This is a genomic window from Pseudoalteromonas sp. MT33b (genome assembly GCF_014117385.1).
Taxonomy (GTDB): Bacteria; Pseudomonadota; Gammaproteobacteria; order Enterobacterales; family Alteromonadaceae; genus Pseudoalteromonas; species Pseudoalteromonas lipolytica.
The window spans coordinates 3,542,501-3,564,286 of the sequence record NZ_CP059831.1; the positions used below are offsets into that span (position 1 = coordinate 3,542,501).

Below are 21,786 nucleotides of genomic sequence, written 5' to 3' on the forward strand. Positions count from 1 at the left end.
CGTAGGAGTCTGGGCCGTGTCTCAGTCCCAGTGTGGCTGATCATCCTCTCAAACCAGCTAGGGATCGTCGCCTTGGTGAGCCATTACCTCACCAACTAGCTAATCCCACTTGGGCTGATCTTATGGCGCGAGGCCCGAAGGTCCCCCGCTTTGGTCCGAAGACATTATGCGGTATTAGCAGTCGTTTCCAACTGTTGTCCCCCACCATAAGGTACATTCCCAAGCATTACTCACCCGTCCGCCGCTCGTCAGCAGAGTAGCAAGCTACTCTCTGTTACCGCTCGACTTGCATGTGTTAGGCCTGCCGCCAGCGTTCAATCTGAGCCATGATCAAACTCTTCAATTAAAAGTTTTTTCTGTCCTTCCCATTAAGGGAGCGGACATGCTCAATGAATTCTGAATTTATTTAACATCTTTCGATGTTGAATTGACTGTGCTGAAATAAGTAAACTTATTTCCGTTGGTCACTCAGTTTAAATTGAGACTCTAAATTTGTTTGTCTTACTACCTAAGTAGCTCGACTGTTAGAACTCAATCTGTACGAGTGCCCACACAGATGATTGCTTTATATTGTTAAAGAACGTTTCGAGTTGCTTTCGCGTCTCGAGGGATGCGTATAATACATCCTTAATTTTTCGAGTCAACACTTAATTTTAAACTTTCTTTCGAAGACTTAAAACCGAAGTTTTACTTAACTCTTTGCTACGTTGTTCAGCGTCTTTCGTTGCTGCCCGCCGTGTCAGTGGATGCGCATTATAGGGATTATCTGGAGGCCGTCAACGCTTTATTTCAGTTTTATTTAATTAATTTCAATTTTGTACAATAACCATACAAATAAAGGGCTGCAGGAGTGTTTCAGCTCAAAAATCAGTCACTTTTATGTTCATTAAAGGGCAAATGAAAAAGCGATATACTTTAAAATAAGTCTATCGCTTTTATTTTACTAGTTGGATTACTTAGTGGAAATTTCCCACACAGCGATTGAGCCCGAAATTTCATTACCTACGACAAGTAATGCTTCATTCGTTGCACTTTGTTCTGCAGGTATAAATGCCATCCCCTCAGGGGCAAGATCACCGGTTATTTCTGCACTGGCTTCTAAGCCACGGTTAAAAAAGTAATCTTGGAATGTCACATTGTATGGATTTGTTATATCAAACACCATAATGCCACCCATACGCTCTAAACCAATAAATGCAAATGTACGCTCGCCAATAGTACCCAGTGCTAATGCTTCTGGTTCAGCCCCTTTGTCATCTGAGCGGGTATCACCGGCATTTTCATCTTCATTATTGTTAAATGCTTCGCCGTGAACTGATGCGGTAATACGTGAAATTTGGTCACCAGAGTCAAAAACCACCATGCCATTACTGTCCCAAATAGAAAATGAGCGGGCTCCGTATGCATAAAGTGACTCGTATTCACCATCGTTATCTTCATCACCTTTAACTGTGGTCACTTTTAGGCGGCCAATATCAGTGTTGTCGTTGTTCAGGTAATCAAAATTGCTTGCCAGCGTTAAGTCTTTAGCTCTGGTTTCATCTATATAAGATAAGCAGCCATCATCTTCATCATAGTCAAGACCACCTTTTGCTATACAATCAGCTTCGTCGGCTGTGTCAAAGAAGTATTCTCGTGCATCGCCTTCGTTAGCTGTAACGATGAAATTTGCACCTTTCCAGCTGAAACTAGCGATAGTATCGGGTTGATACATACCATATAAGCCTGGGTATGATTTAAAGTTCACCCCTCCATCTTTATCTGATGCATCAATGAGTAAATTAGACCAGTCTTTGAAGCCTAACCCTTTTAGCTCTAAGCTATTATTTTCCAAATTAACGATAGCCAGGGCATTATTTTCTTGTAGTGAAACGTAGGCAAACTTATTGTCTTTAGAGATGCTGATGTACTCAGGCTCTAAATCCATAGCTACGGTTGTATTAATTAGATTGCCGTTGATTGTACGACCTGTCGGATTAGCAAAAACAATTCCTAATTCTTCAAGCTCTGCTTGTTTATCGTTATAGGCTGCGAAGGTGATGCTAATAGCAGTGTCAGCAATCACGCCATCATTGATGTTAATGATGCTAATTGAGCCTTCAGGATCAATACTGTAATCCCCATTCGGTTCGCCTTCGTTTGCAACCAGTACTTTATTACCATCATGGCTAAAGGTAACCATATCGGGCAGGGCGCCTACAGATACATTCTTAATAAACTGAGGCTCGTCGCCACTAATATCATAAAATGCGATAAGCCCCGCATCACCCGTTGTTTTTGCAGCCATAGCTACAGCAAGTAATTCGTTATTTTCATCGATGGCGATACTGTTTGCATCACCCGCACTGTGCTCATTAAGAGACACGGTAATTGCAGAGGCCAAATTAGTGCCGTTTACAACGCCTTCGTTATCCTTTACGAGCGCAGCTCTGTCAAAGCTATCAGCCGGAATGATATTAACCACAGCAGAATCACCCGAACTATTAATTGCAAAAATTCTTTTTTTAGCCGCTTGATAGGCCACAATCTCTGCGGCACCTTCTGGGCTTTGTGCATTTAATACTGCACGGCCAATAAGATGAATATTTAAAGCTGAATGTGCATTAGTGCCATTAACACCATCTTGACCTGCGGGACCTTGCTCACCTTGTAAACCGTCTTTTCCATCATCTCCCTCTAATGAGCACCCCGTAAGAATAGACAACAGTGACAGAGCAAGCATTGATCTTTTTAACATTATTATTTTTCCTTTGTGTTGTATTTACTACATAACAACACACAGGCATGACAACAATATGGCATTTTTATGTGAACAAAATCCGGGCATAAAAAAAGCGAGTGTGAACTCGCCTTTTTCAATTAGGTTTAATGCAGCTTACTGTTTTTTAACAGGGCGCTTCCAACCACTGAGATTACGCTGTTTACCCCGCGCTACCGCCAGTTGTTCATCTTCAACAGTATTAGTGATCACAGAGCCCGCACCAATCGTTGCTGTTGAACCAATATTCACAGGAGCGACAAGCGATGAGTTTGAACCAATAAAGGCGTTATCACCGATGATGGTTTTTGATTTATTTACACCGTCGTAGTTACAGGTAATGGTACCCGCACCAATATTTACCTTTTCGCCGATTTCAGCATCACCTAAATAAGTAAGGTGGTTTGCTTTTGAGCCCTTACCTAAGCGGGTCTTTTTCATTTCGACAAAATTACCAATGTGAGAATCTTCTTCCATAATGGCACCAGGACGCAGTCGTGCAAATGGACCTAAAGTACATTTAGTCGCAACAGTTGCTTCTTCGACTAATGAATTGGCTTTAATAATAACGTTATCACCAATGGTGCAGTCTTTAAGTACGCAATTAGGACCTATTTGTACATTATTACCCAGTGTTACTTTACCTTCAAAAATAACATTAACATCAATAAGTACATCTTCACCCGTTGTTACTTCACCGCGTACATCAATGCGTGCAGGGTCGGCAAGGGTGGCACCGTTTAACATCAGCTCCTCGGCTTGCCATGCTTGATAAGCACGCTCAAGTGCCGCTAGTTGTACACGGTTGTTTGCGCCTTCAACTTCCATTGGATGCTCAGGTTGTGCAGAGGTGATTTCAACGCCTTCACTGTGAGCCATGGCAACAATATCTGTTAGGTAGTATTCACCTTGAGCATTGTTATTCGATAGGTTACTTAACCAACGTTTCAGTAATTCACCATTGGCAGCCATAATGCCAGTGTTGATTTCTTTAATCGCTAATTGCTCAGCGGTCGCATCTTTTTGCTCAATAATACCGACTAATTTGCCATTTTCACGCAGCATACGCCCATAACCAGATGGGTCGTCTAATGTTACTGTTAATACTGCAAGTCCGTTTTTAGGCGTAACAGCAAGTAACTTTTCTAACGTCGCACGTTTTGTAAGGGGAACATCACCGTATAAAATCAACACGGTATCATCATCAGCGATATGCTCTTTAGCGACCGCGACAGCATGGCCAGTACCAAGTTGTTCTTCTTGTAGCACCCAATTTACTTGATTATGAGAAAGGGCGGCTTGCAATTGATCGCGACCGTGGCCATAAACTAAGTTGGTCTCACGTGCGCCTAAGGCCGTGGCATTATCAATTACATGTTGCACCATCGGCTTTCCAGCCACTTTATGAAGCACCTTTGGGAGTGCTGAACGCATACGAGTACCTTTACCCGCAGCGAGAATAACGGTTGTCAGAGACATTAAAACAATATCCTTCTTTCTTTGTTTTAGTTGAGCTGTTAATGAGTGTAATAAGTAAGTCAACCTTGGTTAGGTAAGTCACGTCATGTGCAAATACTCAATCCTAATAAAGAGGACTGAACCTTAGATGAAATACTTATTCACATTTAATACACCACATTGTAACGGGCTTTGATGAAGGATATAAGTACTAAACGAAGAATAGGGCGCTTTAAACGAGTTTGCTTATACCATTGTGCTTAATTAAGAGGTCTAAAATAATACTTAATCACTCAAAATGATTAATAAGTATTGCGGATTGGTAATACATAAATGTTGAGTAAATTACAGGCACAAAAAAGCCCACATTAAGTGGGCTTTTACAAAACCGAGTAGGCTTACTTTTTGCGTAATTGTTGAATTACGCGAAGTTGAGCGATTGCTTCAGCAAGTTGCACTGCAGCTTGTTGATAATCTAACTCAGCAGTTGACGTATTCGCCATTTGCTCTTCAGCATCACGTTTCGCTTTTTCAGCCGCTTGCTCGTCCAGATCTTCACCACGTACTGCTGTATCAGCAAGAATCGTAATACGATCAGGTTGAACTTCTAGCGTACCGCCAGCAACATACATCACATCTTCGTGACCAAATTGCTTAACTAAACGTACCATACCAGGTTTTAGGGCAGTTAATAATGGAGCGTGGCCATAGTTAACACCAAGGTCACCTTCACTACCACTTACTTGAATCGATTCAACCAGACCAGAGAACAAGCTCTCTTCTGCGCTTACTACGTCAAGATGTACAGTCATAGCCGCCATACTACCCTCCTAATTACATGCTTTTGGCTTTTTCTTGAGCTTCTTCAATAGAGCCAACCATGTAGAACGCTTGCTCTGGCATATCATCAAACTCACCGTTTAAGATACCTTTGAAGCCAGCAATTGTGTCTTTAAGTGACACGTATTTACCAGGCGCGCCTGTAAATACCTCAGCAACGAAGAACGGCTGAGATAAGAAACGCTGGATTTTACGTGCACGAGATACAACTTGCTTATCTTCGTCAGAAAGCTCGTCCATACCTAGGATTGCGATGATGTCTTTCAGTTCTTTATAACGTTGAAGAACTGTTTGAACGCCACGCGCTGTATCGTAGTGCTCTTGACCAATTACTAATGGGTCAAGTTGACGTGAAGATGAATCAAGTGGGTCTACCGCAGGGTAGATACCAAGTGACGCGATATCACGAGAAAGTACTACTGTTGCATCTAAGTGGGCAAACGTTGTTGCTGGAGATGGGTCAGTTAAGTCATCCGCAGGTACGTATACCGCTTGGATTGATGTGATTGAACCCGTCTTAGTTGATGCGATACGCTCTTGAAGTACACCCATTTCTTCAGCAAGTGTAGGCTGGTAACCTACCGCTGATGGCATACGACCTAGAAGTGCTGATACCTCTGTACCCGCTAGTGTATAACGGTAGATGTTATCAACGAAGAAAAGTACGTCACGACCTTCGTCACGGAACTTCTCTGCCATCGTAAGACCTGTTAACGCTACGCGTAAACGGTTACCCGGTGGCTCATTCATTTGACCGTATACTAGTGATACTTTATCTAGTACGTTTGAGTCGTTCATCTCATGGTAGAAGTCATTACCCTCACGTGTACGCTCACCAACACCTGCGAATACTGAGTAGCCGCTGTGCTCGATTGCGATGTTACGGATAAGTTCCATCATGTTTACGGTTTTACCTACACCGGCACCACCGAATAAACCAACTTTACCACCTTTAGCGAATGGACATACAAGGTCGATTACCTTGATACCCGTCTCTAAAAGTTCAACTGAACTTGATTGTTCTTCATAAGAAGGCGCTGCACGGTGAATAGACATACGCTCTTCTTCACCAATTGGACCAGCTTCATCAATAGGGTTACCAAGTACGTCCATGATACGACCTAGTGTCTTCGTACCTACTGGAACGTGGATTGGCTGACCTGTACCTTCTACTGATGTACCACGACGTAAACCGTCAGTAGTACCAAGTGCGATACCACGTACCACACCGCCACCTAGCTGTTGTTGAACTTCTAAAGTTAAACCCGCTAAGTCGCCATCTGTTACTTTTAGTGCGTCATATACGGCTGGCACGTTGTCTTGTGGAAATTCGATATCCACAACGGCGCCGATAATTTGGACGACCTTACCTAAACTCATGTCTATTCCTCTCATTAAACTTTGCCGAAGCGTTAAACTGCTGCCGAGCCGCCAACAATCTCACTGATTTCTTGTGTGATTGCAGCTTGACGAGCCTTGTTATAAACAAGCTGTAACTCATCCATAAGGTCGCCAGCATTATCAGTTGCAGCTTTCATTGCAACCATACGGGCAGCCTGTTCAGAGGCAGCGTTCTCAACTACACCTTGGTATACTTGAGACTCAATAAAGCGTACTAACAGAGCTTCTAAGATAGCTTCTGGGTTTGGCTCATATAAGTAATCCCAAGAATGTTGAGATACTTCTTCTTCAGCTTTTGGCAAAGGGAGTAACTGATCGATTGTTGGCTCTTGCTTCATCGTATTAACAAACTTGTTAAATACGACGTATAAGCGGTCAATTTTGCCTTCAGAGTATGCATCTAGCATCGTTTTTACAGGACCAATAACGTCTTGTAATGAAGGTGTATCTCCTAAGTTCGCCTTTTTAGCGACTAACTTACCGCCGAAACGTTGGAAAAAGCCTGCTGCTTTGCTACCTAAAGTAGTAAATTCAGCATCAACGCCTTTTTCTTTCCACGCTTTCACATCTAGGGCAACTTTTTTGAACTCGTTAGAGTTCAAGCCACCACATAGACCACGGTCAGTAGAGATAACAATATAACCAACTCGTTTTACTTCACGCTCTTCTAAAAAAGGGTGAGTAAAATCAAGATTTGCTTGAGCAACACGACCAATCACTTTGCGTAAGTTTTCAGCGTATGGACGGCTTGATGCCACACGTTCTTGCGCCTTTTTCATTTTAGACGCAGCAACCATTTCCATTGCGCTGGTGATCTTTTGAGTATTCTTGATACTCCCGATCTTGCTTTTAATCTCTTTTCCGCTGGCCATGACTCTCTCTCCGAATCAGGTGGGCTTTAGTTGCCTAAAGCTCACCATTCATAACTAAATTACCAAGTTTGCGTCGACTTGAACTTCTCTAGAAGTTCTTTAAGTTGCGCTTCAATCTCAGCGTTGTAGTTACCAGTTTCATTGATTTGAGCCATTAGCTCTGCGTATGTGCTGTTTGCATAAGAAATTAAGCCCGCTTCAAAGTCACCGATTTTCGCGATTTCGATGTCTTTTAGGTAGCCTTTTTCAGCTGCGAATAGCGACAGAGACATTTCAGCAACAGACATTGGTGCGTACTGTTTCTGCTTCATTAGCTCTGTTACGCGCTCACCATGCTCTAATTGAGAACGTGTTGCATCGTCAAGGTCAGACGCGAACTGCGAGAACGCAGCTAATTCACGGTACTGAGCTAACGCTAGACGGATACCACCACCTAGTTTCTTAACGATTTTAGTTTGCGCTGCACCACCAACACGCGATACCGAGATACCAGCGTTAACAGCTGGACGGATACCTGAGTTGAATAAGTCAGTTTCTAAGAAGATCTGACCATCGGTGATAGAGATAACGTTTGTCGGTACGAACGCAGAAACGTCGCCGCCTTGAGTTTCAATGATTGGCAATGCCGTCAGTGAACCTGTTTTACCTTTCACTTCACCATTAGTGAACTTCTCAACGTAATCAGCATTTACACGTGATGCACGCTCTAGAAGACGAGAGTGAAGGTAGAATACGTCACCTGGGTATGCTTCACGGCCTGGTGGACGCTTAAGTAGCAATGAGATTTGACGGTAAGCAACAGCTTGCTTAGATAAATCATCATATACGATTAATGCGTCTTCACCACGGTCACGGAAGTATTCACCCATAGTACAACCAGCAAATGGTGCTAGGTACTGAAGTGCTGCAGATTCAGAAGCCGATGCAACCACAATAATTGTGTTTTCAAGTGCACCGTGCTCTTCTAATTTACGTACTACGTTAGCAATTGTAGATGCTTTTTGACCAACCGCTACGTACACACACTTAACGCCTGTGTTCTTTTGGTTGATGATTGCATCGATAGCTAAAGCAGTTTTACCTGTTTGGCGGTCACCGATTACAAGCTCACGCTGACCACGACCAACTGGGATCATCGCATCGATAGATTTATAACCAGTTTGAACTGGCTCATCTACTGATTGGCGCTCGATTACGCCTGGTGCGATTTTCTCAACAGGTTCAAAACCGTCGTTATCTAAAGCGCCTTTACCATCGATAGGGGCACCTAGAGTGTTAACAACACGACCAAGTAGACCACGACCAACAGGAACTTCTAAAATACGACCAGTTGATTTAACTTTTACGCCTTCTTTAAGGTCTGCGTATGGACCCATAACTACTGCACCTACTGAGTCACGCTCAAGGTTTAGTGCGATAGCATAACGGTTGCCAGGAAGCTCAACCATCTCACCTTGCATACAGTCAGCTAGACCGTGGATGCGGATGATACCGTCTGTAACAGATACGATAGTACCTTCGTTACGAGCTTCACTTACAACTTCGAACTGCTCAATACGTTGTTTGATCAGATCTGAAATTTCAGTGGAATTAAGTTGCATGCTCTTTTTCCCAATTACGATTGTAGTGATGTAGCTAAGCGGGCTAACTTGCCGCGTACTGAGCCGTCAATTACAGTGTCACCCGCCTTAATAATAAGGCCGCCAACAACTGTAGCGTCTTCACTACAATTCAGCTTAACTTTGCGTGCGAAACGTTTTTCAAGTGCCGCTACCAATGTTGCTTGCTGCTCGGCAGAAAGCGGTGTTGCAGAAACCACGTCTACGTCGGTTTCTTTATCGTAATCCGCTTTTAATTCAGCGAATAACTCTGCAACAGCAGGCAGTGCAACTAAACGACCATTTTCAGCCATTACCTTAACTAGGTTTTGGCCTTGTTCGTTGAGCTGCTCTGCACAGATCTTAATAAAAAGACCTGCTTTTTCAGTAGCAGTAGGCAATCCAGCTAGCGCAGCAGCGGCTTGCTCGTTGCTGGCAACTTGGCCAGCAAAGAACAGCATGTCGTTCCAACTTTCAACAGTGCCTTTTTCAACAGCAAGTTCAAAAGCCGCTTTAGCGTATGGGCGAGCGATAGTAGCCAATTCAGACATGCTCATACCCTCCTAATTACAGCTCAGCGACAAGTTTTTCAACGATGTCACTGTGTGCGGCTTGATTGATTTCGCGCTCTAGAATCTTCTCAGCACCAACCACGGCCAGAGTTGCTACTTTCTTACGTAGCTCTTCTGTTACACGGTTACGCTCTGCTTCGATTTCAGAGTGCCCTTGAGCAATAATTTTTTCACGCTCTTGTTGACCACGAACACTTTCTTCGTCAACGATAAGCGTGGCACGCTTTTTAGCTTGTTCAATGATATCAGCCGCTTGAGCTTTTGCCTCTTTAAGCTGCTCAGCAGCTTTCTTTTGCGCAAGTTCTAAGTCTTTTTCGGCTCTATCAGAGGCAGCTAAACCATCTTCGATTTTCTTCTGGCGAGCTTCAATTGCACCATTTAGTGGTGGCCATACGTATTTCATACAGAAAAGTACGAATACCGTAAATGCAATTAATTCACCGATAAGAGTGGCTGTTAAGTTCACGACCGCTCCTCCTTAAAATAGTAAGCTGTTCAAAAAATAATATTAAAGTACGAACAACAATACCATTGCGATACCAACACCGATCATAGCTACGGCATCGATTAGACCAGCAAGGATGAACATCTTAACTTGTAGTGAAGGTGCAAGCTCTGGTTGACGCGCACATGCTTCTAGGAATTTACCACCCATGTTACCGAAGCCGATAGCAGTACCGATTGCACCGAAGCCGATAAGTAGAGCAACAGCGATATACTTAAGACCTAATACTAGTTCCATTTTTTTCTCCAAAGTTTCAATTGTAAATTAAAATTAAATTTTAAAAGTGTAAAAATTAGTGATTATCTGAGCTTGCCATGCTTAGGTAAACGATTGTAAGCATCATAAATACGAATGCTTGTAGCACGATTACTAAGATGTGGAATGCGGCCCAAATAAAGTGCAACGGTAGTTGCATTAAACCAACAGCGCCGATCAAGATGAAAATCAACTCACCAGCATATAAGTTACCGAATAAACGCAGTGCTAACGAGAACGGCTTAGCAACTAAAGCGATTGTTTCTAGTAATAAGTTACATGGGATTAAGAACACCATCATCAGCTTGTTTTTAGAGCTAAATGGGTGCAGTGTTAGTTCCGCTAAGAAACCGCCAATCCCTTTGATTTTAATTGCGTAACCGATCATCAGAATGAATACACCAATAGCAAGTGCAGCAGTCATATTGATGTCTGTTGTCGGTACAATTTTCATGTATACGTCGTGAGAGTCCATACCAAATGCTTGCTCACCAACGAAGCCAGCGAATGCAGGTAGGAAATCAACCGGGATCAAGTCCATTAAGTTCATTAAGAACACCCAAACGAAAATCGTTAGAGCTAATGGAGCAATTAAACTACTTTTGCCGTGGTAAGTATCGCGTACGTTGTCGCCAACGAATTCAACGATCATTTCAATGAAGCATTGAAATTTACCAGGTACACCGGTATTTGCTTTTTTAGCGGCACTACGGAAGATCCATAAAAATACAAGACCTAAACCGATTGACCATGCGAGGGTATCTATGTTCCATGTCCAGAAGCCACTGTCCGCACACGCTTTATTGAAGGCTAGACCAGCGTCGGTCGAGCACATCTTAGCATTGGTTAAGTGGTGCTGAATATGGCTTGATAGAGTTACTTCTTCTGCAGCCATGTTATATCCCAAAAGTTAATGATTAAAAAAAACGGGTGCGAACAATCCGCTAAATAACACCAATACATACACACAAAAAAACGGTAATAAAACGACCGTGTAAGACTTCAGTATCAGTGCAAACAACACAATTGTTAGCATAAATTTTAATCCGTTGCCGCGCTTTAGCGAGGCATACACTTGATTTGTCCGACTTGCACCCATATATCTGAATGCATAAACGACAAATACAAAATTAGGGAGTAGTGCAACAGCTCCGCCAGCAAGCGCTGACTGGCCGGCATTGACTCCCCAACCTACAAAAACAATTACTGCAGCGATTATCGCTACGATACCCTGAAGACAAATTAATTTAAATGCGGCAAGCCTATATGGCTTTGCTAACCTATTAGTCACGTTTTATTAACCTTAAGAACGTTCATATTGTCAGGGTATGAAAACTGGCGAAATTATACTGATTCCTACCAGTTTTGCAACTTGAGTCGACCCTTTGTAGCGCAAAAACACCACAAATGTCTCTTTTTGGACATGTTATTAATTAATGACGGGAATAGTCTTAATTTATACGGCTTAAAATGCCATCTAACTCATCAAAGCTTGTGTACGAAATAACCAGCTTGCCTTTGCCTTTTTTGTTGTAGTTAATTTCTACTTTAGCCCCTAAGTTCTCGGCAAGTTTTTGCTCTAACTGTTTGACATCAGGATCTTTTTCGAGCACTTCTTTTTGAGGTGCGGGCTCTAAAATTGAACGAACAAGCTTTTCAGTTTCACGCACAGTTAACGCTTTTGCGACAGCTAATCGCGCCGCATCTGACTGCGCTTCACCTTCAAGTGCTAATAAACAACGTGCATGACCCATTTCAATGTCGCCATGCTCTAACAGTATTTTAACATCTTCGTTAAGATTATTTAGGCGTAGTAAATTAGTCACTGTGGTACGAGATTTACCAACAGCTTCGGCCACTTGCTGATGAGTAAGCTCAAACTCATTCAATAAACGATTAAGTGCAATGGCTTCTTCCATTGCATTTAAATCTTCGCGTTGAATATTTTCAATAAGTGCAATAGCAACAGCCGCTTCATCAGGTACGTCTTTGATAATACAAGGTACGCTATCTAATTTAGCTAATTGAGCAGCACGCCAACGACGTTCACCAGCAATAATTTCGTATTTATTTGCACCAATAGGGCGCACAACAATAGGTTGAATTATGCCTTGCGCACGAATCGAGCTTGCAAGCTCTTCCAATGCTTCTTCAGACATGTCTTTACGTGGTTGATATTTACCTGACTGTAAAAACTCAATCGCTAATTTTTGCAGTTCACCTTTATTTTGCTCTGCCACAGCATCTGATACAGGCTCTGTTGTTACTGCATTTTGTTGCTGATTATCTGCACTTGGGGCAGGTTTTGATGAACTTAATAAAGCGTCGAGTCCTCGGCCTAAACCGCGTTTTTTAGCAGACATGTTATTTTTTTACCTCAAAGTTAGGCTACTGCTGAAGATGTTTTCTCTTTTCTACGTAACATTTCACCGGCAAGGGCTAAGTATGCTTTTGCACCACTTGATGCGCGGTCATAATACATGGCAGGGGCACCAAAGCTCGGCGCTTCTGCTAAACGGACATTACGTGGGATAACGGTACGATAAACTTTATCGCCAAAATGTTGTTTTAATTGTTCAGATACGTCATTTGCAAGGCGATTACGCGGATCATACATGGTGCGTAAAATACCTTCAATTGTTAACGCCGGATTGACCAACTTCGACAGCTGAGTAATGGTGTCCATTAATGCAGTTAAACCTTCAAGGGCATAATACTCACATTGCATAGGCACTAAAATAGAATCAGCTGCTGCCATCGCATTAACCGTTAGCATATTCAGTGAAGGTGGGCAGTCAATAAAAATGAAGTCGTATTGGTCTTGCACTTTTTCAAGGGCATTACGTAAACGCACTTCACGGGCAAATAATTCCATCAATTTAACTTCAGCTGCTGTGACATCGCCATTAGCTGCAATTAAATGATATTCACCTGACGTTTCTTTATTGATTACTTCTTCGATTGGGGTTTCTTCTATCAATAAGTCATAAATAGTTGCAACGTCACCGTATTTATCGACACCGCTGCCCATGGTCGCGTTCCCTTGTGGGTCAAGATCGATTAATAACACTTTACGCTTTGTCGCGGCCATAGAAGCCGCAAGATTTACAGCGGTGGTTGTTTTACCAACCCCCCCTTTTTGGTTTGCTAATGCGATGACTTTTGCCACAGTGCTCTGATCCCTAGTCTTTAGATAGAATAATTAAATGCCTTTGCGCATCTAACTCAGGTACTTCCAAGCTAATTTTTTCGTCAAACTTTATACCCGCTGGTAATGAGTCAAGTTCGTCGCTCGGAAATACACCTTTTAAGGCGATAAATTTACCCGAATGATCAATCAAGTGCGAACACCAGTCAACCATATCTTGCAAAGAGGCGAATGCACGACTTAATACACCATCTAATTTAACACTTGGTTGATATTCTTCAACTCTAGACTGTACTGGGGTTACATTTTCAAGACCCAGTGCGTGTTTTACCTGCATCAAAAAGCGTACTCGCTTACCTAAACTATCTAACAAAATAAATTGCGTGTCAGGTAAAGCAATGGCTAATACGATACCCGGTAAACCCGGACCGGTGCCAACATCAATGTAATGTTTGCCTTTTAGGTGTGGCGCAACAACTAAGCTATCCATAATATGCTTAATCATCATCTCTTCAGGTAAGCGCACCGATGTTAAATTGTACGCTTTATTCCACTTGTCTAATAATTCAACATACTGAACGAGTTGCTGCTGTTGTTTTTCTGTTAGCGCAATATCAGTTTGCGCTAACAGTGACGTTAATTGTTGTTGTAACACTGTATTCCTTACCAACTACGCAGTCTTACGTAGTAAGCCTTGCTTTTTCAGATACACTAATAATAGCGAAATAGCAGCAGGGGTGATACCTGAAATACGTGACGCTTGACCAATTGTGTCTGGACGACTATCTGTTAATTTAGCAACAACTTCATTTGATAAACCAGAAACCGTTGAGTAATCAAAGTCTTTTGGTAATACAGTTTGCTCATGACGCAATTGTTTATTGATCTCATCTTGCTGACGAGCAATGTAGCCTGCGTATTTTGTATGGATCTCAACTTGCTCAAGCGCAGCTTGGTTATTAAATTCAGATCCTAATCCTTCAATAGCCATTAAATCGTTATAACGAATTTCAGGGCGACGGATCAGATCCTCTAAACTCGCTTCACGTGTCAGTGGCGTTTTTAATAATGCGTTTACTTGATCAACCGCAACATGATCCTTATGGATCCACGTTTCTTTTAGGCGTTGCGATTCTTTCTCGATAATCTCCATTTTTTCATTAAATGCAGCCCAACGAGCATCATCAACCAAGCCTAATTCACGGCCTTTTGCAGTTAAACGAATATCAGCATTATCTTCGCGAAGTAATAATCGGTATTCTGCACGGCTGGTAAACATACGGTAGGGTTCTTTTGTACCTAGCGTCGCTAAATCGTCAATTAATACCCCTGTGTATGCTTCATCACGACGCGGAGTCCAAGGCTCTTTGCCTTGTACTTGCAATGCGGCGTTCATACCAGCAATCAACCCTTGAGCACCCGCTTCTTCATAGCCCGTGGTGCCATTAATTTGGCCTGCAAAGAATAATCCGTTGATAAATTTAGTTTCTAATGATTGTTTCAAATCACGCGGGTCAAAGAAGTCATATTCAATTGCGTAACCAGGACGACAAATATGTGCGTTCTCAAAGCCAGTAATTGATTGCACAATTTCAAGCTGAACATCAAACGGTAAACTGGTAGAAATACCATTTGGGTATAATTCGTATGATGTTAAACCTTCAGGTTCAACAAAAATTTGGTGTTTGTCTTTATCAGCAAAACGAACAATCTTATCTTCAATAGAAGGGCAGTAACGTGGGCCAATACCTTCAATAACACCTGAATACATAGGTGAACGATGTAAGTTATTACGGATCACGTCATGCGTTTTTTCATTCGTATAAGTGATATAACACGGGATCTGCTGTGGATGATCCGATTGCTTACCCATAAATGAAAACACGGGTATTGGTGTATCACCTGGTTGTTCTTGCATTTTACTGAAATCAACAGTACGCGCATCAATACGTGGAGGTGTCCCAGTTTTTAAACGATCGACTCTAAAAGGTAATTCACGTAAACGTTGTGCCAGTGCAATTGATGGTGGATCACCTGCGCGACCCCCTTTAAAGTTTTCTAAACCGATGTGGATCTGGCCACCTAAGAAAGTGCCCACTGTAAGCACAACAGTAGGGGCGCTGAAGCGAAGTCCCATTTGGGTAACAACACCGAGTACACGTTCACCTTCAACAATAAGATCATCACATGATTGCTGGAAGATCTTTAAATTTTCTTGGTGTTGTAAAGTATGTTGAATAGCCGCTTTATACAAAGCACGATCAGCTTGTGCACGAGTTGCTCTAACCGCAGGGCCTTTTGATGAATTTAAAGTACGGAATTGAATACCGCCTTTGTCAATGGCTTGTGCCATTGCACCACCGAGTGCATCAATTTCTTTAACCAAATGACCTTTGCCAATGCCCCCAATAGCTGGATTGCATGACATTTGACCAAGGGTATCCATATTATGTGTTAGCAATAGGGTATTCATACCCATGCGAGCAGAGGCTAATGCGGCTTCAGTACCTGCATGTCCACCACCGACAACAATAACATCAAAACTTTCGTGAAAAATCATTTATGGATCCTACTTAATCGACCAGCAAAACTTTGTAAAGGGAGCGTATTCTACCTAGAAATTTAGAGAAGATAAATGATTAAACAGTGCTCAAGATCTAAGTGGGTGATCTCTAATAATATAAAGGATCTTTTAAAGAGATCTTTTATTACTCTTACTACTACTGAAGCGGTTTTCTGTTGATAATGTTTAGTTCTATATTTAAAACATGATCTTAAGTCAGATCCAAAGGTGTTAATATGATCGGATCTAACCGCTAACAAGCTCTGATCAAAAGACCTATTTATACACAGGGCAATATCGAATGGATCTTATCCAATGGATAAACTAGGTTAAAAACGCAGGTAAATCAGTGTTTATCCACAATCTGATCTAAATTATCAGTAAATTGTGGGTAACTTTTTTAATAGATCTTGCCACTCTATACTTTAAAGACCCACAGACTTGATCCAGCTGGGTAGCCAGGCTAAGGCCGTATCTTCTGGCAGTTGTTCATCTAATATATTTAGCTCTAAACGTTCTGCTACGCGGCTTGCGCCTTTACTTATAAATAAATCATCAATATGACGGCCTGCGTAGTTATATGTGTCGTAACTGGTGTCACCTAAACCTATAACACTGTACTTTAATCCTTTTAAATCAATTTGTTGGTTAACTGATTCAATAAAAGGAAGTAAGTTTTCAGGGTAATCACCGGCACCATAAGTCGATGTGCATAATAGCCAGATAGTGTCTTGTTGATCGATATCATTGAAAACGGGTTGTTCATGAAGCTTTACTTGAATCCCTTGTTGTTCAAGGGATTCAGCGAGCTGCTCTGCAACATATTCGGCAGATCCCATTTGACTACCCACAATGATATTTACTGATTGCATGTCGTTGATCGTGTAATGAGTTAAGTGGGCACATAATAACGAACTTGTAGTGTGAGTAAAGTGTTGAATTACGATCTGAATAAGTTTTTATGTTCAAAAATCACTCTTTAATTTTTATTTTGTTTTAAGTTTTTGATTTATAATGTTTTTAATTTATTTCGCTAATTTAAAGTCGTTGATCAAGCTGTTAGTAAATTTGGGGAAAGTTCTGATCAAGGCTATTTTCTAGACGTGCATAACTTTGCTAAGTGATTGATCTTTAAATATCTGAATTGAAAGAATCGCTCAGATCGGGGGGAGGTATTTGGTGAGATCGTTTTGTGGATAGATCGCTTGTTGATAACGATCGAATTGTATTTTTCGATCGGTAAATTCGATCGAAAAAAACGAAAAATAAACGAAAAAATTAGTTTTTAAAGGTAAAAACCTCTAAAAAACTGCCATATTTACTCTGAATAACAAAAATGACAGTGATAAATAGTGATCGTTTAGCTGTTTAGATCTAAAAACAGGCCAAATGTGGATAACATTTTTACCAATCGCCGATCTAAATTGTATTTAAGATCAGCTTTATGGCTGGTGGCTCGTTATTTCCAAGCTGTGTTAAGTGTTTTTTTAGCGTTTCACCAACAAGATCATATAGAGAATTCCCCAAAGAAAATCGTTTAACCCCACCAGCAAATGCTATTTTTGGGCAGTTAAAATCTGCCATTGCCATCACATTTATTGGAATATTAAGTGCGTTAACCAGCATTTTTATCTGTTCAATTTTGCAAAGTCCAGGTACAAACACACCGTCTGCTCCTGCATTTTCATAGGCTTTTGCTCGTGCTAATGTCAGCTCATAGGGATCTTTTTCTATTAAATATGTGTCGGTTCTGGCATTAATAAAGAGCTTTTCGAAGCCATTTTCATCCAGAGTTTGCTTTATTTTCTCTATAATAGTGCACTGTTGATCAAGCGATCTTAACTGTGATGTTACTTTGTCAGAGTCTTCTATATTTATACCTACAACCCCTAACTTGGCTAAGCTAAGTACATGCTGGCTAATTACGTGTGCGTCGTTACTATAGCCTGACTCAATGTCTACAGATAAAGGGATAGTGAGGTGATTGATGAGTGTTTTGACCAGCGATAGTAGGTAACTAAATGGGATCTTCTCACCATCTTGTAAGCCATAACTCGCGGCAATTCCCCAGCTTGTTGTTGCAAGGGCTTTTGCTCCTGAAGCTTGAATAAATTGCGCTGAGCTTAGATCCCATGCATTAGGTAATACAAAGCCTGTTTGTTGCTGATGTAATTGATGAAAAATGTGATATTTATCCATGATGTCCTCCTATAAATGACATCAATAGATTAATAAGTGTAAGATTTATTGCTGGCTGTATTCGGCACTGAACCTGTTAATGAAAGTGCTGTTTATGAACAAAAAAAGAGTCTTGCGACTCTTTTCTAATAATGATGACCGGCGTTTATTTACCGATACAATAAGTAAAAAAGTTAATAAAAACAGTAGATTTACATTTTTTTGGTGGGTCTGTGGTGGCCCACTTTCGCATTAGAAAATATCGTGCAAGTAAACTAAAGGAAACTAAATCGGGTGCAGTGCTGAAATACCTCTCTTACCGTGAACCAGAAAAACGCTTTTTTTCATCTTTATTATAGATCCTATCTCTCGTTTGAATTTACAGCTTTTAATATGGCCACTCGCTACTTCGTGGTGTTTAATGTAGAAATTTAGTCCATCAGTTGAGCACAACCAGAGAAAATGACTGTGAGTTGCTGAATTCATCAAATCATCGTAAAGCTCTTGAGACATCCATCTTAGCAGCTCTGTTATTTTAGAATATATGATTCTCAGGCGTTGGATACTTTCACTTGGGGCTGAGCTTGGTGGATGTAACACAGCTCTATTAGAGCCTTGTGTAGGTGGAGTTTCATCTAATATTCTTGGCGTTTTCCAAAGTGGTTCATGATGAGCTATTCTATTACGGATATCTCTTACCAGTTCTAAACGATACGTTAATCTTTTCTGCTGAGCTACAACATTCCATTGGCTACTGTTTGAGGCTCTATGCTTAGGGAATATATGAGCTAGTAAGTTCCTCCATTGAACATTAGGATTTTTATCAATAAGGGATGACCAGAAACCAAAATGAAGACTTGATACTACATCATCGGGTGACGGGCGAGCTCTTCCTAACAGAGGGGTCTTGTTTCGATAATGATGAGTAGTGGTATGTATCTTAGACATCGATTTATTTTCGAGTAACCCAGCTTCATACCAGTTGCATGAAGTTACTGTACCTATAGTACTTGTATTTGAGGTATTCCATATCCTTGGATTGCCATTACAACGATCTACAATAATTTTTTGTGAATTATACAAGTGATTACTTAGGCTTACATGCATACGGTTTCTCAAAGTAATTTCTATTTGAGTTATGACATTAAATAACGCCTTACTTATAGCGTCGTTCCATAAATAGCAGTTGTAAACCTCATCATCAGATAATTGATTCCCAAAGTAACGTTTATACGCATTTATTCTAGGCTGAGACAAGGAATCAAAAACAATGTTTAGGTTATTTGGCCTCAATTTATTCTTACATCCTTTAGAAAACTATGTCTTAAACATTACCATAAATTAAAAATAACAGTTGACAAAAATGTTCTAATTGACCAGAATTTACTCCGTAAGCGTTTGTAGCGGTAACTTATAAACCACCTCTAATAGCAGGTTTGTAGGGTTGCAAACAGCAAAGTATATTGAGAAGGCTGCCTTATGGCAGCCTTTTTCATTTTCTCAAATTGATACTCACCTTTCTGTTTAGCTCTTCAGCTTTTTTTTTTGATGAAATTACTTTCGCTTATATCACCTTTTATCTTGTTACCAAGAAGCCATTGATCAAGCTCTAACCTATCGAAGAAGATCTTTTTACCATTAGGCTTTGCATGAGGAATAATACCTTCATGGGTTAGTTTATAGATGTAGCTTTTTGCCATACCTGTATAAAGTGCGCATTCGTCAACTGTTAATGCGGCTTTGTTGCATAAGTGACTTTTCAAGATCATCTCTTCAATTGTATTTCGGATATCTGGTAATTCGTCATTCTTACGTAGTGCATCACTTATATCATTTTTCATGGTCTACTCTCTTAAATCTCTTGGGAAAACGGGAAATTGGGAAACTGTTTTAAATTCAATCCACTAACATGGGAAAGCGGCTCGCGAAAGCGCTTCATCTAGCGCGAGTTCTTCGGTAATGCGATGTGGAATAACTTTGTAGTAGCGGCCACCCTTTGGCCCGCCATCCACAACACGCTTGAACGTATCGCGTCCCTCACTCGTTTCCATCCAAGATTTCTCTTCCATAAATTTCACCGCTTGGGATATTTGCTGCTTGTACTTAATATTTAGTCCTTCCAGAAATGCTTGTCGTGTTAAAAACCATGCTTGTTTGCCGTCTGAATCTAATGCGTAACCGAAGTTATCATTCAGCGGCTGGCCTTCAGGTAATAGTTTGCTGCGCCATCGCTTTAACGCGGTAGGTATCTCTTTAAGCAGCTTCTCATCCTCCGAATCATTGGAAGAGCCGCGCATCTCCAGCCATGATTCAAACGCTATTTTTGCAGAGTGCTCTCCACAGCCTTTTGGCCAAGGCATTAATCCTGCTGATATAGCTATTTCTCCAGCAACCCCAAATAGTGCAAAGCGTTTAGCTGCTTCAAGTACTTGGCTGCCATGATTATTGTCTTTACTTATTTGCCATTTATCGCGAAGTTCATGGACTCGATAAGCTAACAAGCCAGAAAGATCGTCAATTAAACTTAGGTATTCAATCCACTTTGGCATGATAGTGCCATGGTTTTCTTTTACTGCTTTCCAGATAGAGTCAGAAAAGTCATTCATCGTTTTGTGACCGCAAAGCTCATCATAGGCCCCATACTTTCTCTGGACTGGCACTTCTAAAAAGCGAATTTCCTGCCCAGCTTTGACACCTTTTTGAATTGGTGCCAATTTCTCCTCTAGCCCCATTTCTCCGGTGCTTAAATAAAGTAGACGCCAGTTTTTTATGTCGTCTTGGGTAATGGTCTTGTTACTGCGCATTTTAGACAGTCCATTTGCTAGGGTGTATATAGATTGGTCGACGACTTCTGGCGGGGCCTGATGGAGCTCATCAAGGCAAAGGAGCAAGTCATTATGCTCAACAGCAGTGGCTTCTAGCCCGTTTTCTGTTGCTCTCCACGTATAGTAAAAGTTAGTACCGGAATAGAGGCTAGCTGCTAGAATTAGTATGGTTGTTTTGGATATTTTCGATTTACCGAATAAATGCACACCACTGCTAGGCCAGTTCAGCCAATGAAGCAGTGGGGCGCTTAACCCGACACAGACAGTGAAGGCTAAGATCGGGTTATTAATACACAGGCTTCCTACCTCTTTTTGCCAACTCGAAACAGTACCTGAAGTACTGAGGAATTCGTTGCTCTTATTTCCTGAATAAATAACTTTTTCAGCTCCATTGCTAACGCACCAGCTCGGTGTGACAAAGCTATTATTAAGCCAGCCTGCTTGAGCCGAGCTTTTATATCTCTGCTTTGGTCTTGCTTGAATGAGGTAAGATATTATTGGCTCCCAAACTCCTTTACGACTTGATATTACAAGCCCTGTATCCAAAAGTAGCTCTTTTACGAAGTTACTTTTTTCATTCATTATCCGACGTCGAGGTATCAGCTTGCGTATGCAAATACCGTCTAAGTTTTTCCACTCAACAAGTAAGCCATAGTCCTTAGTGCCATTATCTCCCCTTGAAATGCCAAGTACTTGAATTGGGCCACACAAGAACTTCGGTTCTGAGTCAGTTGTCGGAGTGTAAAATAAACCCGAATCTCGTAATTCATACATGTTATTAGTTACCTTCTAGTTTCTATTGGTTTCGGTTGT

The 21,786-nt window shown here is 41.3% G+C and carries 20 protein-coding genes and 1 rRNA gene (1 of these 21 running past the window's edge); all 21 read right to left on the minus strand.

Annotation, left to right across the window (positions count from 1 at the left end; all coding sequences use genetic code 11):
* Positions 1 to 346: ribosomal RNA gene (locus tag H3302_RS15930) — 16S ribosomal RNA — on the minus strand (it extends 1,195 nt beyond the left edge of the window).
* 606 nt (positions 347 to 952) lie between these two features.
* Positions 953 to 2,737: a choice-of-anchor I family protein gene (locus H3302_RS15935; RefSeq protein WP_182395890.1), complete on the minus strand. Its 1,785-nt coding sequence runs from the start codon at positions 2,735 to 2,737 to the stop codon at positions 953 to 955.
* A gap of 138 nt (positions 2,738 to 2,875) precedes the next feature.
* On the minus strand, positions 2,876 to 4,237 hold the full coding sequence (glmU, locus tag H3302_RS15940) for a bifunctional UDP-N-acetylglucosamine diphosphorylase/glucosamine-1-phosphate N-acetyltransferase GlmU (protein ID WP_065978286.1): 1,362 nt from the start codon (positions 4,235 to 4,237) through the stop codon (positions 2,876 to 2,878).
* A 377-nt stretch (positions 4,238 to 4,614) separates the two neighbouring features.
* Positions 4,615 to 5,037 (minus strand): F0F1 ATP synthase subunit epsilon, encoded by a 423-nt coding sequence (locus H3302_RS15945; protein WP_036973718.1) that lies wholly within the window; start codon positions 5,035 to 5,037, stop codon positions 4,615 to 4,617.
* Between the two features lie 13 nt (positions 5,038 to 5,050).
* On the minus strand, positions 5,051 to 6,436 hold the full coding sequence (gene atpD, locus H3302_RS15950; RefSeq protein WP_036973717.1) for a F0F1 ATP synthase subunit beta: 1,386 nt from the start codon (positions 6,434 to 6,436) through the stop codon (positions 5,051 to 5,053).
* Positions 6,437 to 6,468: 32 nt separating this feature from the next.
* The gene (atpG, locus tag H3302_RS15955; protein ID WP_036973716.1) at positions 6,469 to 7,329 is read right to left on the minus strand and encodes a F0F1 ATP synthase subunit gamma; all 861 of its coding nucleotides are present in this window, start codon (positions 7,327 to 7,329) and stop codon (positions 6,469 to 6,471) included.
* Positions 7,330 to 7,388: 59 nt separating this feature from the next.
* Entirely contained in the window at positions 7,389 to 8,930 is a 1,542-nt protein-coding gene (atpA, locus tag H3302_RS15960) for a F0F1 ATP synthase subunit alpha (RefSeq protein ID WP_036973715.1), read from the minus strand.
* A gap of 14 nt (positions 8,931 to 8,944) precedes the next feature.
* The gene (gene atpH, locus H3302_RS15965) at positions 8,945 to 9,478 is read right to left on the minus strand and encodes a F0F1 ATP synthase subunit delta (RefSeq protein WP_036973714.1); all 534 of its coding nucleotides are present in this window, start codon (positions 9,476 to 9,478) and stop codon (positions 8,945 to 8,947) included.
* Positions 9,479 to 9,494: 16 nt separating this feature from the next.
* Positions 9,495 to 9,965 carry a F0F1 ATP synthase subunit B gene (atpF, locus tag H3302_RS15970; RefSeq protein ID WP_182395892.1) on the minus strand — a complete coding sequence of 157 codons (471 nt, stop codon included), beginning with the start codon at positions 9,963 to 9,965 and terminating at the stop codon, positions 9,495 to 9,497.
* 42 nt (positions 9,966 to 10,007) lie between these two features.
* The gene (gene atpE / locus H3302_RS15975) at positions 10,008 to 10,241 is read right to left on the minus strand and encodes a F0F1 ATP synthase subunit C (RefSeq protein ID WP_004335261.1); all 234 of its coding nucleotides are present in this window, start codon (positions 10,239 to 10,241) and stop codon (positions 10,008 to 10,010) included.
* 55 nt (positions 10,242 to 10,296) lie between these two features.
* On the minus strand, positions 10,297 to 11,154 hold the full coding sequence (gene atpB, locus H3302_RS15980) for a F0F1 ATP synthase subunit A (protein WP_036973712.1): 858 nt from the start codon (positions 11,152 to 11,154) through the stop codon (positions 10,297 to 10,299).
* A gap of 15 nt (positions 11,155 to 11,169) precedes the next feature.
* Entirely contained in the window at positions 11,170 to 11,550 is a 381-nt protein-coding gene (locus tag H3302_RS15985; protein ID WP_036973711.1) for an ATP synthase subunit I, read from the minus strand.
* A gap of 160 nt (positions 11,551 to 11,710) precedes the next feature.
* Positions 11,711 to 12,622 (minus strand): ParB/RepB/Spo0J family partition protein, encoded by a 912-nt coding sequence (locus H3302_RS15990; protein WP_036973710.1) that lies wholly within the window; start codon positions 12,620 to 12,622, stop codon positions 11,711 to 11,713.
* Positions 12,623 to 12,642: 20 nt separating this feature from the next.
* Positions 12,643 to 13,428 (minus strand): ParA family protein, encoded by a 786-nt coding sequence (locus H3302_RS15995; protein WP_036973709.1) that lies wholly within the window; start codon positions 13,426 to 13,428, stop codon positions 12,643 to 12,645.
* A 13-nt stretch (positions 13,429 to 13,441) separates the two neighbouring features.
* Positions 13,442 to 14,062, minus strand: a complete 621-nt coding sequence (rsmG, locus tag H3302_RS16000) for a 16S rRNA (guanine(527)-N(7))-methyltransferase RsmG (protein WP_036973708.1) — start codon at positions 14,060 to 14,062, stop codon at positions 13,442 to 13,444.
* Positions 14,063 to 14,077: 15 nt separating this feature from the next.
* On the minus strand, positions 14,078 to 15,967 hold the full coding sequence (gene mnmG, locus H3302_RS16005; protein ID WP_074989744.1) for a tRNA uridine-5-carboxymethylaminomethyl(34) synthesis enzyme MnmG: 1,890 nt from the start codon (positions 15,965 to 15,967) through the stop codon (positions 14,078 to 14,080).
* A 428-nt stretch (positions 15,968 to 16,395) separates the two neighbouring features.
* Positions 16,396 to 16,842 carry an FMN-binding protein MioC gene (gene mioC, locus H3302_RS16010; protein ID WP_065978284.1) on the minus strand — a complete coding sequence of 149 codons (447 nt, stop codon included), beginning with the start codon at positions 16,840 to 16,842 and terminating at the stop codon, positions 16,396 to 16,398.
* 547 nt (positions 16,843 to 17,389) lie between these two features.
* The gene (locus H3302_RS16015; protein WP_182395894.1) at positions 17,390 to 18,169 is read right to left on the minus strand and encodes an isocitrate lyase/phosphoenolpyruvate mutase family protein; all 780 of its coding nucleotides are present in this window, start codon (positions 18,167 to 18,169) and stop codon (positions 17,390 to 17,392) included.
* A gap of 264 nt (positions 18,170 to 18,433) precedes the next feature.
* Positions 18,434 to 19,405: an Abi family protein gene (locus tag H3302_RS16020; RefSeq protein ID WP_220469617.1), complete on the minus strand. Its 972-nt coding sequence runs from the start codon at positions 19,403 to 19,405 to the stop codon at positions 18,434 to 18,436.
* A gap of 275 nt (positions 19,406 to 19,680) precedes the next feature.
* Entirely contained in the window at positions 19,681 to 19,989 is a 309-nt protein-coding gene (locus H3302_RS16025; protein ID WP_259369868.1) for an excisionase family DNA-binding protein, read from the minus strand.
* A gap of 63 nt (positions 19,990 to 20,052) precedes the next feature.
* Complete coding sequence (locus tag H3302_RS16030; RefSeq protein WP_182395899.1) at positions 20,053 to 21,747, minus strand: DUF927 domain-containing protein; 1,695 nt, start codon at positions 21,745 to 21,747, stop codon at positions 20,053 to 20,055.
* Positions 21,748 to 21,786: the final 39 nt, after the last annotated feature.